The sequence below is a fragment of the Cupriavidus sp. WS genome (assembly GCF_000395345.1).
Classification (GTDB): domain Bacteria; phylum Pseudomonadota; class Gammaproteobacteria; order Burkholderiales; family Burkholderiaceae; genus Cupriavidus; species Cupriavidus basilensis_B.
Window position 1 is genome coordinate 1 of sequence record NZ_AQPL01000219.1, and the last position, 17,081, is coordinate 17,081.

At 71.2% G+C, this 17,081-nt stretch carries 15 protein-coding genes; 13 read left to right on the plus strand and 2 right to left on the minus strand.

The features are described from left to right. Window positions 1-1,923: hydantoinase/oxoprolinase family protein (locus K206_RS0118450; protein ID WP_029043794.1), on the minus strand; the 1,923-nt coding region annotated here is incomplete at its 3' end. A gap of 288 nt (window positions 1,924-2,211) precedes the next feature. On the opposite strand from K206_RS0118450, the gene K206_RS0118455 reads away from it, so the two are divergent. From K206_RS0118455 to K206_RS0118465, 3 genes are all read left to right on the plus strand, one after another. Next, a complete protein-coding gene (locus K206_RS0118455) occupies window positions 2,212-3,267 on the plus strand; it encodes a carbon-nitrogen hydrolase family protein (RefSeq protein ID WP_020203868.1) in 1,056 nt (351 codons plus the stop codon). Further along, a complete protein-coding gene (locus tag K206_RS0118460; protein WP_020203869.1) occupies window positions 3,264-4,319 on the plus strand; it encodes a low specificity L-threonine aldolase in 1,056 nt (351 codons plus the stop codon). Before K206_RS0118455 ends, K206_RS0118460 begins: the two co-directional genes overlap by 4 nt. 106 nt (window positions 4,320-4,425) lie before the next feature. Continuing rightward, a complete protein-coding gene (locus K206_RS0118465; RefSeq protein ID WP_020203870.1) occupies window positions 4,426-5,961 on the plus strand; it encodes a PLP-dependent aminotransferase family protein in 1,536 nt (511 codons plus the stop codon). A 34-nt stretch (window positions 5,962-5,995) separates the two neighbouring features. Here K206_RS0118465 and K206_RS38615 read toward each other — a convergent pair whose 3' ends face one another. Then, a complete protein-coding gene (locus K206_RS38615) occupies window positions 5,996-6,664 on the minus strand; it encodes an ABATE domain-containing protein (RefSeq protein ID WP_081651440.1) in 669 nt (222 codons plus the stop codon). A 321-nt stretch (window positions 6,665-6,985) separates the two neighbouring features. Between K206_RS38615 and K206_RS0118475 the strand changes: the two genes are divergently transcribed. The 10 genes from K206_RS0118475 to K206_RS0118520 all read left to right on the plus strand — a co-directional run bounded on the left by K206_RS0118475 (window position 6,986) and on the right by K206_RS0118520 (window position 17,063). Then, complete coding sequence (locus K206_RS0118475) at window positions 6,986-7,822, plus strand: ABC transporter substrate-binding protein (RefSeq protein WP_020203872.1); 837 nt, start codon at window positions 6,986-6,988, stop codon at window positions 7,820-7,822. Window positions 7,823-7,839: 17 nt separating this feature from the next. Beyond that, window positions 7,840-8,970, plus strand: a complete 1,131-nt coding sequence (locus K206_RS38620) for an LLM class flavin-dependent oxidoreductase (RefSeq protein ID WP_020423830.1) — start codon at window positions 7,840-7,842, stop codon at window positions 8,968-8,970. A gap of 80 nt (window positions 8,971-9,050) precedes the next feature. Continuing rightward, complete coding sequence (locus K206_RS0118485; RefSeq protein WP_020203874.1) at window positions 9,051-10,202, plus strand: ABC transporter substrate-binding protein; 1,152 nt, start codon at window positions 9,051-9,053, stop codon at window positions 10,200-10,202. Window positions 10,203-10,211: 9 nt separating this feature from the next. After that, window positions 10,212-11,099, plus strand: coding sequence for a branched-chain amino acid ABC transporter permease (locus K206_RS0118490; protein ID WP_020203875.1), 888 nt, complete (start codon window positions 10,212-10,214; stop codon window positions 11,097-11,099). Beyond that, window positions 11,096-11,974: a branched-chain amino acid ABC transporter permease gene (locus K206_RS38625; protein WP_020203876.1), complete on the plus strand. Its 879-nt coding sequence runs from the start codon at window positions 11,096-11,098 to the stop codon at window positions 11,972-11,974. Before K206_RS0118490 ends, K206_RS38625 begins: the two co-directional genes overlap by 4 nt. Next, window positions 11,971-12,693, plus strand: coding sequence for an ABC transporter ATP-binding protein (locus tag K206_RS0118500; protein WP_043366871.1), 723 nt, complete (start codon window positions 11,971-11,973; stop codon window positions 12,691-12,693). The genes K206_RS38625 and K206_RS0118500 overlap by 4 nt, the downstream gene beginning before the upstream one ends. A gap of 22 nt (window positions 12,694-12,715) precedes the next feature. Further along, complete coding sequence (locus tag K206_RS0118505) at window positions 12,716-13,429, plus strand: ATP-binding cassette domain-containing protein (protein ID WP_020203878.1); 714 nt, start codon at window positions 12,716-12,718, stop codon at window positions 13,427-13,429. A gap of 132 nt (window positions 13,430-13,561) precedes the next feature. Then, a complete protein-coding gene (locus K206_RS0118510; protein WP_155888126.1) occupies window positions 13,562-15,196 on the plus strand; it encodes an ABC transporter substrate-binding protein in 1,635 nt (544 codons plus the stop codon). Further along, window positions 15,193-16,155, plus strand: a complete 963-nt coding sequence (locus K206_RS0118515) for an ABC transporter permease (protein WP_020203880.1) — start codon at window positions 15,193-15,195, stop codon at window positions 16,153-16,155. Before K206_RS0118510 ends, K206_RS0118515 begins: the two co-directional genes overlap by 4 nt. Next, window positions 16,152-17,063, plus strand: a complete 912-nt coding sequence (locus K206_RS0118520; protein ID WP_020203881.1) for an ABC transporter permease — start codon at window positions 16,152-16,154, stop codon at window positions 17,061-17,063. Before K206_RS0118515 ends, K206_RS0118520 begins: the two co-directional genes overlap by 4 nt. The last annotated feature ends 18 nt before the right edge of the window (window positions 17,064-17,081 follow it).

A 17,081-nucleotide genomic window follows, 5' to 3' on the forward strand; every position in this document is an offset into this window, starting at 1 on the left:
CAGGCGCGAGCCCTTGGGCCGGGCCGGCTCGCCGCCTGCCAGCGTCTCGGCGTCGAACGCCTGCCGCGGCGGCGCCTCGCCGGTCACGCGCAGGTTGACCAGCTCCACCGGCACGTCCGGCGGGGTGCGGCCGAATTTCTCGCGGTAGCCGGATTCGAAGGCCGCCACCAGCGCCGCGCGCACCTCCTGCTCGGTCTGGCCGCCGGCCGCCGCCGTCGCCGTGTAAGGCCCGGCGGGCAGCGCCACCGACAGGTTGAAGCCCTGGCCGGCGAAGCGCCCGTCCGCGTGGCGCACCAGCGCGATCGGGCCGAAGGTTTCGGCGAGCTGGTCGAGCGCGCCGCGCGCCTGCGCTTCCAGCGCGGCGAAGGCCTCTTCCAGCGTCGCCAGCGAATCGGTCGCCGGGCGGAAGCTCACCGTGCGCGAGCGGTCCGCGCGCGCCGGCGCGACCAGCAGGCCGTAGGCCGAGGCCACGCCCGCCGCGGGCGGGCAGATGATGGTGCGCACGCCGATCTTCTGCGCCACGTAGTAGGCATGCAGCGGGCCGCCGCCGCCCGTGCACAGCAGCACGAAGTCGCGCGCGTCGCGGCCGCGCTCGGCCACGTGCACGCGCGCCGCGCCGGCCATGTTCTCGGCCACGATGTCGTGCATGCCCCAGGCCACGCCGGTCACGTCGCGGCCCAGGTGCTCGCCGATGCGGCCCAGCGCCGCGGCGGCCTTGTCGCGGTCGATCGACATGGTGCCGCCGGCGAAGTAGTCCGGGTTCAGGTAGCCGAGCACGAGGTTGGCGTCGGTGACGGTCGGCTCGGTGCCGCCCAGGCCGTAGCAGGCCGGCCCCGGTTCCGAGCCCGCGCTCTGCGGGCCGACCTTGAGCAGGCCGAGCTGGTCCTGGTGCGCGATGCTGCCGCCGCCCGCGCCGATCTCGATCAGGTCGATGGTGGTGATGCGGATCGGCAGCCCGCTGCCCTCGGCGAAGCGCTTGCGGCGCGCCGCCTCGAAGCCGAACGCGATCGACGGCTTGCCGCGCTCGACCAGGCAGAGCTTGGCGGTGGTGCCGCCCATGTCGAACGCGAGCAGGTTGGCCTGCTGGTCGCGCAGGCTGTAGTGGGCCGCGGAAATCGCGCCGGCCGCGGGGCCCGACTCCAGCAGTTCGATGGGGTTGCGCTTGGCTTCCTCGATGTGGGACAGCCCGCCGTTGGACAGCATCATGAGCACGCCCGCGGGCAGCCCGAGCGCGCTCAGGCGCGCTTCCAGCGCATCGAGGTAGCGCTCGGCCAGCGGCTTGATGTAGGCGTTCGCCACGGTGGTGGAGTTGCGCTCGAACTCGCGGATCACCGGCGCCACGTCGGACGACAGCGTCACGTGCAGGGCGGGGAAATCGCGCTCGATCCACTGGCGCACCAGTTGCTCGTGGGCGGCGCTGGCATACGCGTGCAGCAGGCATACCGCGACCGATTCCACGCCCTTCTCGGCCAGGCCCGCCACCACGCGGCGCACCTCGTCGGCGTCGGGCGCCTCGATCTCGTTGCCGCGCGCGTCCATGCGGGCGCCGATCTCGGCGCGCAGGCTGCGCGGCACCAGCGCCGGCGCGGCCTCGATGGCGAGGTCGTAGAGATCGTACTTGCGCTCGTGGCCGATCTCCAGCACGTCCTTGAAGCCGCGCGTGGCCAGCAGGCCGGTGGTGCTGCCGCGCCGTTCGATCAGCGCGTTGGTAAACAGCGTGGTCGCGTGCACCACGCGCGCCACGCGCTCGGCGCGGATGCCGCACGAGCGGATCAGCTGGCTCACGCCGTCGGCGACGCCCTGGGCGGGGTCGCCGTGCGTGGTCAGCACCTTCAGGCTATGCAGCTTGCCGGCGCCGTAGTCCAGCGCCACCACGTCGGTGAAGGTGCCGCCAATATCAATACCAATTGCCCAAGTTGTCACAAGACGCTCCCGGCGTGTTCGAGGTTTCGAGGTTCATGACGGCATGATAAAAATGGCCATTAACAATGGCCAATGAAAAATAAAGATGGATTATTAAGTTCGGACGATATGTGGGTCCGGGCCGCGCGCCTCGGGCCGCCCGGCGCCGCAAGAAGTGCCTGCCACGCCGCCGCGCCACCGCCGGGCCGGCCCGGCAGCCAACTGTACGGCACGCCGATGGCCCCAACTGCGTCTACCCGGGCGGCGGGGCCGCCGGCAAACTTGGGCGCTTTCCCCGGAGTCTCCCCGATGTCTTCTGCCACCCGGTTCAAGGCCGCCGCCTGCCACGTCTGCCCGATCTACTTCGACCTGGACGCCACGGTCGACAAGACCTGCGCGCTGATCGCCGAGGCCGCCGGCCACGGCGCCAGGATCGTGGCGTTCCCGGAAGCCCACCTGTGCGCGTTCCCGGTGTGGTCCGGCGTGCGCGCGCCGGTGGAGAACCACGAGTTCTTCGTGCGCATGGCCAGGAGCGCCGTGACCATCGACCACCCGGCCATCGACCGCATCCGCCGCGCCGCGCGCGCGCACGGCATCGTGGTCTCGCTCGGCATCAACGAGGCCTCGAAGGCCAGCGTCGGCTGCATCTGGGACACCAACCTGCTGATCGGCGCCGACGGCAGCCTGCTCAACCGCCACCGCAAGCTGGTGCCGACCTACTGGGAAAAGCTGACCTGGGCCAATGGCGACGGCAGCGGCCTGCGCGTGGTCGACACGCCGGTCGGCAAGGTCGGCGCGCTGGTGTGCGGCGAGAACACCAACCCGCTGGCGCGCTACAGCCTGATGGCGCAGGGCGAGCAGATCCACATCGCTTCCTATTCGCCGTGCTGGCCGACCCATCCGGCCGCCAGCAAGGAGCGCTACGACCTCGCCGCGGCGATCCGCATCCGCTCGGGCGCGCACAGCTTCGAGGCCAAGTGCTTCACCATCGTGGCCTCCGGCTTCTTCAGCGACGCCGCCGCCGAGCTGGTGTGCCGCGGCGAGCCCGCCGCGCGCGCGCTGGTGGAGAGCGCGCCGCGCAGCGTGTCGATGATCATCGGCCCGACCGGCGCGGTCATCAGCGACACGCTGCAGGACGAGGAAGGCATCGTCTATGCCGACATCGACCTCGACGACTGCATCGTGCCCAAGCAGTTCCACGACGTGGTGGGCGCCTACAACCGCTTCGACGTCTTCACGCTGCACGTGAACCGCGCGGCGCTGGAGCCGGCCGCGTTCCACGACGCCTTGCACGACCTCGCGGCGCTGCCGCCGGCCGGCGCCGATTTCGCGCCGGGCGACGCCATTCCCGGGGGCGCCGCATGAAGCCGCGCCTGATCGATCTCTACAGCGACACCCAGACCCGGCCGACCGCCGGCATGCGCGCGGCGATGGCGGCGGCGGAAGTCGGCGACGAGCAGTCCGGCGACGACCCGACCACGCTGCGGCTGTGCGCCGAGGTGGCCGCGCTGCTGGGGCAGGAGGCGGGCGTGTTCATGCCGTCGGGGACCATGTGCAACCTCGTGGCCATCCTGGTGCACACGTCGCCCGGCGACGAAGTGATCTGCGACCATCAATCGCATATCTACGGCACCGAAGCCGCGGGCGCCGCCGCGCTGGCCGGCGTGTCGATCCGCTCGCTGCCGAGCCCGCACGGCATCTTCACGGCGCGGCAGGTGGCCGACGGCATCCGCCCGCGCGCGCGCACCGCGCCGCGCTCGGCGCTGCTGTGCGTCGAGCAGACCACCAATTTCTCGGGCGGCGCGGTGTGGCCGCTGGCGCAGCTGCGCGAGGTGCGCGACGCCGCCCGCGGGCACGGCCTGCGCTGCCATCTGGACGGCGCGCGGCTGCTCAACGCGAGCGCGGCCACCGGCATCGCCGCGGCCGACTACGCCGCCGGCTGGGACAGCGCCTGGATCGACCTCAGCAAGGGGCTGGGCTGCCCGGTCGGCGCGGTGCTGTGCGGCAGCGCGGCGTTCGTGCGCGACGCCTGGCAATGGAAATACCGCCTCGGCGGCGCCATGCGGCAGTCGGGCGTGCTGGCCGCCGCCGGCCTGTACGCGCTGGAACACCACGTCGCCCGACTGGCGGCCGACCACGCCAACGCGCTGGCGATCTGGCGCATCCTGTCCGCGTGCGGGCTGTTCCGCTTCGATCCGCCGCGGCCTGACTCCAACATCCTGCGCTTCACCTTCGACGCGCCCGCCGTGCGCGCCGAGGCGTTTGCCGAACGCTGCCTGGCCGAAGGCGTGCGCGTGCGCGCGATCGGCGGCAACTTCATCCGCGCCACCACGCATCTCGACGTGGCGCCACAGGAGGCCGAGCAGGCCGCGCATGCGATGGTGGCGGTGGCGCGCGCCGTGGCCGCGGGCGCCTGAGATGCCGCGCGCGCTTGCGGCCCGGTCGAGGATAATCGCTGCTGGCGCGGCCCCGGCGTGGATGCGGGTCGGCGCCGGCCAGTGAACGCAATGCGAGGAACGCAGCATGAACGCCAGTGCCAGGCAGAAACCCGCCGCGGTGGCCGGACCCGAGGCCGAGCCCGTGGCCGAACCCACGGCCGGGAGCGCGGACCAGCCCGCGGCGGCGGCGAGGCCGGTCGGCGCGGTGCGCACCACGCTGTACGCGCGCCTGGCCGCGGAGCTGAAGCAGCAGATCCTCGAGGGCGTGTTCGTGGCGGGGCAGAAGCTGCCTTCTGTGCGCGCGCTCAGCCGCTCGAAGCAGCTTTCCATCAGCACCGTGCAGGAAGCCTACCGGCAGCTTGAAGACGAGCAGTGGGTCGTCGTGCGCTCGCAGAGCGGCTGCTACGTCGCGCCGCGCCTGCCGGAGATCGCGCGGCCGGAGCCGGTGCCCGGCGGCGGCGCCGTCACGCGCTATCTCGCCAGCAGCGGGCCGGCTTCGGCGCTGGCTTACCGCGAGGACCTGATTCCGTTCGGCGCCGCCATCCCCGACGCCTCGTTCTTTCCGTGCGAGCGGCTGGCCACCGGCATCGCCAACCTGCTGCGCCGCAAGCCGGCGCTGGTCGGCAACTACAACTTCGCGCCCGGCTCGCTGGAACTGCGCCAGCAGGTCGCGCGCCGCGTGGTGGAGTGGGGCGCCAGCGTGGACCCGCGCCGCGTGGTCATCACCAACGGCGCGGTGGAAGCGATCCAGTTGTGCCTGCGCGCGGTCACGAAACCCGGCGACACGGTGGCGGTGGAGGCGCCGGCCTATTACGGCTTCCTGCAGACGCTGCAGATGCTGGGCCTGCGCGCGCTGCCGGTCGTCGGCGCGAACCGCGACGGCATGGATGTCGACGCGCTGGCGCGCGCCGCGGAGGGCAGCAAGATCGCGGCGGTGCTGCTGTCGACGACGGTCAGCAACCCGTCCGGCGCCACCATGCCGCTCGCGCGCAAGCGCCAGCTGGTCGAGCTGGCCAACCGCTGCCGCATCCCGGTCATCGAAGACGCCACCTTCGCCGACCTGCATTTCGCCGGCGATTGCCACGCCGCGCAGGGCTTCGACGAATCCGGCCTGGTGATGCTGTGCGCGTCGCTGACCAAGACCATCGCGCCCGGCATGCGCGTGGGCTGGGTCGACGGCGGGCGCTTCAGCGAGCAGATCGCGTTTCTCAAGCGCGTATCGAGCGTCGGCCAGCCCCAGGTGCTGGAGCTGGCCCTGGCAGAGTACCTCGCCAGCGGCGGCATGGCGCGGCGCCTGCGCCGCACGCGCCGCGCCATGCAGGCGCAGGTCTGTCGCATGGCGGAGAACGTGGCGCGCGTGTTCCCGGAAGGCACTTCGTTCGCGCTGCCCAGCGGCGGCTTCCTGCTCTGGGTCGAGCTGCCCGGCGAGGTCGACACGCTCGCATTGCAGGAGCGCGCCGTCAGCCTCGGCGTCGGCGTCGCGCCGGGCATCCTGTTCTCGCCCCACGGCGACTACGGGCACTGCATCCGCATGAACTGCGGCGTGCCCGATTCGCCCAGGGCGCGCGAGGGCCTGCTGCGGCTCGGCGAGCTTGCCGGGCAGATGGCCGGCCCGCGGTAGGGGCCGGCGCGCGCCGCTCTGCCTCGGTGCCGCCTCAGTGCTGTTCGACGCAGAACGCGGTTTCCTCGTCGAGCTCCCGCCCGGCCAGGCGCAGCCGGTACTTGGCGGTGGCCTTGCGCGCGCCGCAGGCCGCCGAGCACCACAGGCGGTCGCCGCGGCGCGACTTGTCGACGAACAGCACCGGACAGACCGGGCTCGCGCACGCGCGGATCCTGTGGCGCAGGTCGCCGGTCAGCAGGTCGATCGCGTCCTGCGCGATCAGTCCCAGCACCTGCGCATGGCGGATCGGGCTGCCCAGCCGCTTCTTGTCCCCGGTGCTGGAGAGCTGCGGCGGGGGCGGCATCTCGCGCGCGAAGGCGTTGATGGTCTCGACCTCGCCGCGCGCCGGCGCGTGGCCGGCGCGCACCGCCTGCACCACGCCGTAGATCGCGCGCCGCAGCTCGCGCATCTGCGCCAGCTCGTCTTCGGTCGCCCGCTGGGGCGGCTTCGGCAGCTTGGCGCCGCGCAGCCATTCGTCCCAGCGGCGCGCGCTGTGGATGCGCTCGTATTGCCGGCCGGTCCACTCGCCCAGCGTTTCCACCAGATAGAGGCTGGCGACGCCGCCGCGGAACTTGAGGGTCAGTTCCTTCTTTGTCACCGGCCGCGCGGGCGCGGCGGCGGCTTCTCCCGCTGTGCCCGCTGCGGGCAGTTCAGGTGCGTTCATGGCAGGTTGTCGCTATGGATGTGGCCCATATCATCGCAGTTACGTCCCCGAAAAAAAAGGTGCCGGCCCATGTTCCGTCCGCGCGCCTGCCGAAGCGGCGATGGCGCCAATGGCGGCACCGGATATGCATATTCGAAATGCGCGCTTGTTGGCCGGATACCTTGTGCGTAGACTTTCCGTCATGAGTTTAACCCATGACAAAAATCGCTTGGCGTCATGGCTTCCCGGCCGGCGCCAGCCCGTGGCGCCGTTTCTTCCCGCTGTTTTCGATAGGTGTCACGGATGGCCTTGGTCGTGGGGGCGCACCCCCAGAATCCTTCGTTGTCGATCCTTGCCAGGCGGCAGGCGCATGTCGCCGCGCTGCGCGCGGAGGGACTTTCCTTTTTTGTCTACGGCGCCGGCGCGGTCACGATTCCGCTGATCCGGCTCGGCGTCATCCACCTCGGCGGCACCGGGGCGACGCCGCCGATCCTGGCCAAGGCGCAGGGGCTGGCGGTGGCCGCCTTCGGCATGTCCGAGCCGCGCCACGAGCGCGGCGGGCTGGTGGTGCGCGCCGATTCGCCGGTGCGCACGCTGGCCGATCTGCGCGGGCGCGGCGTGGCCTTGATGCCGATTTCCTGGCACACGCAGTTCCTGGCCGCCGAGCTCGACGCGGCCGGCCTCGACTGGCGCGAGGTGAACGCGGTCGAGCTGACCCCGGCCACGGCCCGGGATGCGTTCGTCGCCGGGCTGCTCGACGCCATCGTCGCCACCGATCCGCTGCTCGGGCAGATCGAGCAGGCCGTGCCGGTGCGCGTCCTCGCGCGGCCGGGCCACGCCTTCTCGAACCGCTCGGTCTACTGGGGCCGCCAGGACGTGCTGCGCGAGCGGCCCGCCGCGGTGCATGCCCTGGTCGACGCGCTGGCCGACTCGGACCGGTTGACGGCGGCCGACCCGGAAGCGGCCGCGCGCCTGCTCGACGGCGTCAACGGCAACAGCGCCGCGCAATGGCTGCCCGCGCTCGCCGCGCGCCCGTGGGGCGTGCACGTGCCGGACGCCGGGTTCCTGGCCGAGCAGCAGCGCCATGCCGACATCTTTGCCCGCTTCGGGCTCATTCCCGAACCGATCGACGTCGCCGACACGGTGACGGAGAACTATCCCGCCCTGGCGGCGGCATGACAGCGAGGACGAATTTCATGGAAGTCTTGTGGTATCTGACCGGCCCGGACGGGCGCTACCCGTGGCGCGCCGACGGCGCGCGCGCACTGAGTTATCCGTATTTCCAGCAACTGGCCCGCGCCGTGGACCACCTCGGCTTCACCGGCGCGCTGCTGGCCACGGGCACGCACGACGCGTGGGTGCAGGGGGCATCGCTGATTCCCTACACCGACCAGTTCCAGCATCTGATCGCCGCGCATCCGCCGCTGCTCTCGCCCACGCTGCTGGGCAAGATGATCACCACCTTCGACCAGTTTTCCAAGGGGCGCCTGCGCGTGAACATCGTCAACGGCGACGCCAAGCTGATGGCGCAGTTCGGCGTGCACCTCAGCCACGACGAGCGCTACGCCTATACCGACGAATACCTCACCGTCCTGCGCGGCCTGCTGCGCGGCGAATCGGTGACGTTCAAGGGGCGCCACATCCACGTGGTCGACGCGGGCCTGCCGCTGCCGCCCTACGGCGGCCGCACGCCGGAGCTGTGGTTCGGCGGCTCGTCGCGCGCGGCGCACGAGGTCGCCGCCAAGCACATCGACACCTACCTGTCGTGGGGCGAGACGGTGGAGCAGGCCGACAGCAAGATCCGCGAGGTGCGCGAACTCGCGCGCGCGCACGGCCGCGCCGACAAGATCCGCTTCGGCATCCGCCTCTACGTCATCGTGCGCCCGACCGAGGCCGAGGCGTGGGCCGCCGCGCAGGACCTGTACGACCACATGGACGACGCGGCGATCGCGGGCGCGCAGGCCTATGTCGCCGGCATCGATTCGGTCGGCCAGCAGCGCATGTCGGCGCTGCACGGCGGCAAGAAGCCCAAGGACATCCGCGAGCTCGAGATCGCGCCGAACCTGTGGTCGGGCATCGGGCTGGTGCGCCACGGGCCGGGCACCGCGCTGATCGGCAGCCCGTCCCAGGTGCTGGCGCGCATCCGCGAGTACCGCGAGGCCGGCATCGACGTGCTGATCGTGTCCGGCATGCCGCTGCTGGAGGAAGCCTACCGCTTCGCCGAGCTGGTCCTGCCGCACCTGCCGGTGGACCGCCGCGCGGACGCCGGCGCCACATCCGCCTGGACCAGCGAGCGCGACGCGGGCTGGCGCACGCAGGCGTCGTGACGCCCGGCGCGGGCCGCGGGCTCCCGCTTCCCGTTTTCCCTTTCCATCGTTTCGCAACAAGCTACAAGACCAAGACTCCCATGTTGCCCATCAAGAAACATCTCCTCGCGCTCGGCGTGCTGGGCCTGGCCATCTCGACCGTCTTGACCATTCCGGCCGGCGCGGCCGCGGAAGTCGTCAAGATCGGCCTGGTGCAGACCACCACCGGCGGCTCCGCCGCGCTGTACGGCATCGAGCAGAAGAACGCGATCCAGCTCGTGGTCGACGAGGCCAACGCCAGCGGCAAGCTGGGCGACCTCAAGCTCGAGCTGATCCACTACGACGACGGCGCCGACCGCAACCAGACCGTCAACATCTTCCAGCGCCTGATCGCGCAGGACAAGGTATCCGCCATCCTCGGGCCGACGCTGGCGACCTCCGCCTACGCGGCCGACCCGCTGGCGCAGAAGGCCGGCATCCCGGTGGTGGCGTCGTCGAACACCGCCGCGGGCCTGACCACGCGCCTGGGCGACTACATCTTCCGCGTCAGCCCGCCCGAGGACAACGTCACGCCGAACGTGCTCAAGACCGTGATCGGCCGCTACGGCGTCAAGCGCGCCGCGCAGATCTACGGCATCGACGACCAGTTGACCAAGTCCGCCTACGGCGTGCAGAAGAAGGCGCTGGAAGACAACGGCATTCCCATCGTCGCCACCGAGACCTTCCAGCGCGGCGACGTGGACTTTGCCGCGCAGCTCACCAAGATCAAGGCGCAGAACCCGGACCTGATCGTGATCGGCGCGCTGGCCGAGGAAGCCGCGGGCATCGTGCGGCAGGCGCGCCAGCTCGGCATCTCGCAGAAGGTGGTGTTCGTCGGCACGCAGTCCGCCATCTCGACCAAGTTCTTCGAGCTCGGCGGCGCCGGCGCCGAGGGCGTGATCGTCGGCACGGCGTGGTTCGCCGAGCTGGACAATCCGGTCAGCAAGGCCTTCATCGCCAACTACGCCAGCCGCTACAAGCACCCGCCTGACATCTATTCGGCCTATGGCCACGATGCCGCGTCGCTGCTGGTGGAAGCCATCCGGCGCGCGCGCTCGGGCGACAGCAAGCGCATCCGCGCGGAGCTGGTCGGCATCAGGAACTATCCGGGCGTGCTCGGCCCGATCGGCTTCGACGCCAACCGCGACCCGACCGTGCAGCCCAAGATCCTGGTCGGCAGGAACGGACGGTTCGTGCCGTTCGAGGCGAAGTAAGGCCGCGGCATGAACGTATTCCTCCAGCAGACCATCAACGGCGTGGCGCTCGGCGCGACCTACGCGGTGTTCGCGGTCGGCTTCACGCTGCTGTTCGGCGTGCTCAACGTCCTGAACCTGGCGCAGGGCTCGATCCTGATGGTGGGCGCCTTCGCCGGGCTGGAGCTGACGCTGGCCCTGCACTGGCCGCTGCTGCCGTCGTTCCTCGCGGCGATGGCCATCGCGGGCGGCATCGCGCTGCTCAGCGAGCTGCTCGTGTTCGGGCCGCTGGCGCGGCGCGGCGCCAACCGCTGGATGGGGCTGGTCGCCAGCCTGGCGCTGTCGCGCCTGCTCATCGCCATCGTGCAGGAGGTGTTCGGCACCCAGGTGCGGCGCTTCCCGCCGGCGCCCTGGACCGGCCACGTCTGGCAGCTCGGCGCGGTGCGGGTGCAGAGCCTGCAGGTGGTGGTGATCGTCGCGGCGGTGGTGCTGATGGCGGTGCTGGCCTACGTGCTGCGGCGCACGCGCGTAGGCCTGGCGATCCGCACGATGGCGTTCCGGCCCAGCGTCGCGCAGCTGGTCGGCGTGCCGGTGGCGCGGCTGCGGCTGCTGACGTATTTCCTCACCGGCGCGCTGGCCGGCGCCGCCGGCGTGCAGCTTGGCGTGCTCTACGACGCCGTATCCCCGTTCATGGGAGAGAACATCTTGCTCAAGGGACTTTCGGCGCTGATCCTCGGCGGCCTCGGCCACGTGCCGGGCGCGGCCATCGGCGGCCTGGTGCTGGGCCTGACCGAGGTCTACAGCGTGGCCTACCTGCAGTCGTCGCTGCGCGACGCGGTGGCATTCGGCGCGATCTTCCTGGTGCTGGTGTGCCGGCCCTCCGGCCTGTTCGGCACCGCGACGAGGCAGCGCGCATGATCGAGTGGCTGCAATCGTACGAGAACGTCATCGCGCTCGTCTTCGTCAATTCCATCCTCGGCATCGGCGTGTACCTGATGCTCAGCGTGAACCGCTTCTCGCTGGCCACCGGCGGGCTGGTGGGCATGGGCGCCTACGTGTCGGCCCTCGCCACGCTGCACACCGGCCTGCCGTTCGCGGCCGCCGTCGCGCTGGGCACGCTGGCCGCGGCGCTGGTGGCGCTGCTGCTCGGCACGCCGGTGCTGCGGCTCGAAGGCGACTACTTCGCGCTGGGCACGCTGGCCTTCACCGAGGTGTTCCGCGTGATCGCGTTCAACTGGGACAGCGTGACCGGCGGCGCGCTGGGCCTGGACGCGATTCCGGTGCGCACCACGCTGCCGCAGCTCGCCGGCGTGCTGGCGGCGCTGGTGATCGCCGTGCTGGCGCTGCGCGGCGGCCGCCTCGGGCGCATCATGGAAGCCACGCGCCTGGACGACATGCCGGCGCAGTCGCTGGGCATCGACGTGGCGCGCGTGCGCCTGGCGGTGTTCGTGTTCAGCGGCGCGGTGTGCGGGCTGGGCGGGGCGCTGGCGGCGCACATGAATTCGTTCATCGGCCCCAACGACTTCGGCCTGCAGCGCAGCCTGGATGCCGTGGCCTATGCGGTGCTGGGCGGGCTGGGCCACGTCGCCGGCGCGATCGCGGGCGCGACGGTGTTTACCGTGCTGCCCGAGGTGCTGCGCTTCTCCGCGCAGGCGCGCGAGATCCTGATGGCGCTGATCCTGCTGCTGGCCATCGTGTTCCTGCCGCGCGGCATGCTGTCGGTCGGCGGGCTGGCGGCGCCGCGCGGGCGCAGGCGCGCGGCGCGTCCGGCCACCGCGGAGGCGTCGCGATGAGCCCCGTATTGTCGGTACGCGACGCGCGCAAGCGCTTCGGCAACGTCGCCGCGCTCGACGGGCTGTCGTTCGACGTGGCGCCCGGGACCATCACCTCGGTGATCGGGCCCAACGGCTCGGGCAAGACCAGCCTGATGAACCTGCTGACGGGCTTCTACCAGGCCGACGGCGGCAGCCTGCGCTTCAACGGCGTGGAGCTGCGCGGCCTGCCGCCGCACCGCATCGCCCGGCTCGGCATCGGGCGCACCTTCCAGCAGATCCGCCTGTTCGCCGACCTGAGCGTGCTCGACAACGTGCTGATCGGCGCCGAGCGCCGCCGCGGCAAGGACGCGCGGCGGCGCGCGCAGGCCCTGCTCGAGCGGCTCGGCCTGCTGCGCGCGCGCGACTGGCCGGCGCAGGCGCTGTCCTACGGGCACCAGCGCCGCCTCGAGATCGCCCGCAGCCTGGCGGCCGAACCCGTGCTGCTGATCCTGGACGAGCCCGCGGCCGGCATGAACCCGACCGAGAAACGCGATCTGGAAAGCCTGCTGCGCGATGTGCGCGGGCAGGGCATCACGGTGCTGCTGGTGGAGCACGATATGGAACTGATCATGGGCGTAAGCGATTTCGTGGTGGTCATGAACGCCGGGCAGGCCATCGCGTCGGGGCTGCCCGCGCAGGTGCAGGACAACCCGGCGGTGATCGAAGCCTATCTGGGGGTGCGCCATGCCAAGCGTTGAGCGGGACGCCGCGCCGGCGGCGATGCTCGCGGTGCAGGGGCTGTCGGTGGCCTACGGGGCGCTGGCGGTGGTCCATGACGTCAGCCTCGAGGTGCGCGAGGGCGAGATCGTGGCGCTGATCGGCGCCAACGGCGCCGGCAAGACCACCATCCTGTCGGCGCTGATGGGGCTGGTGCCGGCCACCGCCGGGCGCATCGCGTTCGACGGCGCGCGCTTCGACGGCCTCGCGGTCGAGCGGCGCGTCGCGCGCGGCGTCAGCCTGGTGCAGGAAGGGCGCCAGACGGTGCCCGGCCTGAGCGTGGCGGAGAACCTGCGCATCGGCGCCTACCTGCGCCGCGACGCGCAGGTGGAGGCCGACATCGCGCGGATCTACGCGCTGTTCCCGCGCCTCGAGGAGCGCGAGAAGCAACTGGCCGGATCGCTGTCCGGCGGCGAGCAGCAGATGCTGGCCATCGGCCGCGCGCTGATGGCGCGCCCGCGGCTGCTGCTGCTCGACGAGCCGTCGATGGGCCTGGCGCCGCGCATCATCGCCGCGATCTTCGACATCATCGCGGACATCCGCTCGACCGGCACCACCATCCTGCTGGTCGAGCAGAACGCGCGCGAGGCGCTGGCGCTGGCCGACCGCGCCTACGTGCTGGAACAGGGCCGCATCGTGCTGGCGGGGACCGGCCCGCAGGTGGCGTCCGACCCCGCCGTGCTGGCGGCCTATCTCGGCGGCCGCCACGCCGCGTGAGCGCGCGCGCCGGGGCCGCCGCGCGCTTTCCCGTTTGCTATGACGACATGCGAAATGCGTCGTTCGCGTTTGCCGGGCGCGCCAATAGAATTTCCGTTCTTTCAGACGAAGCTTTCAGATAAAGAGATTGCCATGACGGTGCCTGGACGTGTTTCATCTTCTGTTCCGCGTTCAGGCGCGGAGACCCGCCGGCATGCCGGCCTGCGGCTGGCCGCCGCGCTGCTCGCCGGCGTGGTGGCCTGGAGCGCGCACGGCATCGCGCAGGCGCAGGGCACGCCGCGCACCGGCGGCACGCTGGTGGTGGGGCAGTACCAGGAGCCGACGGTGTACGACCCGAACCGCCAGTACTCGTGGGAGACCTACCGCGTAGACAAGCATATCTACGAGTCGCTGGTGGCGGAGGACCTCTCGCGCCCGGCCAAGGACGGCCCGCCGCCGCTGGTGCCCGCGCTGGCCGAGAGCTGGCAGGTCAGCGACGACGCCCGCACCTTCACCTTCAAGCTGCGCCAGGGCGTCAAGTTCCACGACGGCACCGACTTCAACGCGCAGGCGGTGCAGTTCAACGTGCGCCGCTACACGGACCCGGCGTTCGAGTTCTACGACGTGCGCGCCGCGGCCACCATGAAGCCGGTCTACGGCAACCTGCAGGAAGTGAAGGTCGTCGACGACCACACCGTGCAGTTCGTCTTCAAGGCCCCGTTCGTCGATTTCCCGCGGCTGCTGCCGCAGGGCAACTACGTGTCCGGCATCTTCAGCCCGGCCGCGCTGAAGAAATACGGCCAGGACGGGCTGGCGCTGCATCCGACCGGCACGGGACCGTTCAAGTTCGTCGAGCGCGTGCACGGCGAGAAGACCGTGCTGGTGCGCAACGACAAGTACTGGGGCGCCAGGCCGTATCTCGACCGCATCATCTTCCGCCCGATCCCGGACGACGCCACGCGCCTGGCGGCGCTGCGCTCGGGCGAGATCGACATCCTCACGCGCGTGCCGGCCGACGCCGCGGACGGGCTGGAGGGCAGCGGCTACACGGTGCGCGACAGCACCACGGCCGGCCAGCTTTTCCTGGGCTGGAACTTCCGCAACGAATTCACCAGCAAGCAGGCGGTGCGCCAGGCGATCCTGCTGGCGATCGACCGCGAAGGGCTGGCGCGCACCATCTTCAAGGGCCGCGCGGTGCCGTCCTACAGCATCTTCAACATCGGCAACACCGCCTATGACGCCGCGCAGAAGGACTTCGCCTACGACCCGGCGCGCGCGCGCGAGCTGCTGAAGAAGGCCGGCTACAAGGAGGGCGACGTCCACTTCACCATCATCACCGACGTGGCCAACCAGCCCTCGGTCGAATGGATCCAGCGCGACCTGGGCAAGGTCGGCATCAAGGTCAACGTGATCTCGCAGGAGTGGCTGACCTACACCAGCAAGCTGGCCAATCTCGCGCCCGACACCGGCCTGTTCACGATGGAGTGGGGCTTCGTCACGCCGTACTGGCTCAAGCTCGCCTTCGACGGCTACGTGATCACGCGCGGCGGCGGCGAAAAGGTGGTGGACCAGGCCATCGCACCGGCCATCGCCAAGGCCGCCTCGCAGACCAGCGAGCGCGCCGCGGTCGCCGCGTGGAAGTCGGCCAACGCGCTGGCGCAGCGCGACGCGGTGTTCCTGCCGCTGGTGACGTTCCGCAACCACTTCGCCAACAGCCAGAACGTGCAGGGCTTCAACGTGCCGGCGCAGAACTTCTACGATCTCTCCAAGGTCTGGCTGAAGAAATGACGCGCGCGATCGTCTACCGCTTCCTGCAGGCCATCCCGATCTTCCTGGTGGTGTCGGTGCTGGTCTTCCTGATCGCCCACGCGGGCGACGGCGACCCCATCACCAACGCGCTGGCCAGCACGCTGCCGCAGGAATCGATCGACGCGATCCGCAAGGAGTACGGCCTCGACCAGCCGGTGCTGGTGCAGTACGCGCTGTGGCTGGAGCACCTGATGGCGGGCGACTGGGGCACCTCGCTGGTGCTGCGCACGCCGGTGTTCGAGGTGCTGGCGCGCAGCTTCGGCAACACGCTGCTGCTGGCCGCCGCCGCGGTGGTGGTGTGCCTGGCCGGCGGCGTGGCGGTGGGCGTGCTCAGCGGCCTGAAGCGCGGCTCGTGGATGGACGGCGCGGCCATGCTGGTGATCCAGGTCGGCCACAATTTCCCGGTGTTCTGGTCGGGGCTGCTGCTGATCTGGGTGTTCGGCGTGCGGCTGCAATGGTTCCCGGTCTCCGGCATGTACGACATGCGCGGCGACCAGGACTGGCTCGACCTGCTGCACCACCTGGTGCTGCCGGCCATCGCCGCGGCGGTGATCTCGATGCTGATCCTGGCGCAGCTGGTGCGGGCCCAGGTCATCGACATCATGGGCTCGGACTACCTGCGCACGTTCCGCGCGCAGGGCCTGCCCAGGTCCCTCCTGCTGCGCCGCCACCTCGGGCGCAACCTGCTCTCGCCGGTGATCAACGTCACCGGCCTGCAGGTCGGCTACCTGCTGTCGGGCGTGATCTTCGTCGAGAACGTGTTCAACTGGCCCGGCATCGGCACCCAGCTCTACAACGCGGCGGCCGGCAAGGACTACCCGATGATCCAGGCCGGCGTGATGCTGGTGACGGGCTGCTTCATCGCCGTGAACCTCGCCACCGACGTCGCGCTGGACCTGCTCAATCCGCGCCTGCGCAACGGAGGCGGACCCGCATGAACCACGCCGTCACCACCACGGTCGCCGCCGACGACAACGACAATGACAACGACGGCCAGCACGCTTTCCGTTCCGCGGCGCGTGGCCGCTGGCACCGCCTGCGGGCCAACCGGCTGGCGCTGCTCGGGCTGGTCGTGATCGTGCTGGCGCTGGTCGTGAGCGCCGCGGCGCCGTGGCTCGCGCCGCACGACCCGAACGTGGCCGAGCCGCAGCTGCGGCTGGCGCCGCCGGGCACGCCCGGCTACTGGCTGGGCCTGGACGCGCAGGGGCGCGACATCTTCAGCCGCCTGCTGTGGGGCGGGCGCCGCGCGCTGCTCGCCAGCATCCCGCCGGTGGTGGTGGCGGTGCTGCTGAGCCTGGCGCTGGGCCTGCTGGCCGGCTACCACCGCGGCCGCTGGCCGGCGCTGATCATGCGCGTGATCGACATCCTGTTCGCGTTCCCGATGGTGCTGCTGGCCATCGGGCTGGCCACCGCGCTCGGGCCCGGCATCTGGGCCGTGGCGCTGACCATCGTGTTCTCGGCCACGCCTTACCTCACGCGCGTGGTCTATGCCGGCGTGCGCGCCGAGCGCGACAAGGAATACGTGGAGGCGGCGCGCGCCTGCGGCGCGACCACGGCGGACGTGCTGCTGCGCGAGATCCTGCCCAACGTGGCGACCGCCGCGGTGGTGTACGGCACCACGCTGGCGGGCGGCATGATCGTGTTCCAGGCCGGCCTGAGTTTTCTCGGGCTGGGCACGCAGCCGCCGGACGCGGACTGGGGCCGCATGGTGGCCGAGGGCGCGCAGGTGCTGGTGCTGGGCGCGGCGCATGTGGCCACCGCGCCGGCGCTGGTCATCGTGGCGCTGGCGCTGGCCTTCAACTGGCTGGGCAACGGGCTGCGCGACGTGCTGGACCCGCGCGGCTGACGCGCGCGGCATGGCGCG